Here is a 366-nt window from a genome sequence, read left to right on the forward strand (position 1 = left end):
GGGGTGGCGACGTCGGCGGTCTCGCCGGTCACCTCGGCGGAGGCGGTCCCGGTGCCCTCGGTGGCCGTGGGGTCGCCGGCGGCACCGTCGGGCGCGGGGGAGGCGACGGCGTCGGAGGCCTCGGTGACCTCGGCCTCGGAGGGGACGACGACCGGCTCCTCGACGGCGGCGCCGTCGGGGGCCTCGGAGGTGGCGTCGGTGGTCTCGGCGGTCTCGCTGACGTCGAGCAGGTCACCCTCGGCGGGCACGTCGGCCGCGGCCAGCACCTCGGCGGCGTCGGGGACCTCGACCGGGTCGGCCGGGGCCTCGGTCGCGCCCTCGGACGAGGCTCCGGTGGAGGCCTCGGTGGGGGCCTCGGTGGAGGGC

At 79.8% G+C, this 366-nt stretch carries 1 protein-coding gene; it reads right to left on the minus strand.

Annotated elements, in window-relative coordinates; genetic code table 11:
• On the minus strand, positions 1-366 hold a 366-nt coding region (locus AC0IVP_RS21835), incomplete at both ends, for a hypothetical protein (RefSeq protein WP_471759271.1).

This window comes from Klenkia sp. AC732 (assembly GCF_979256525.1).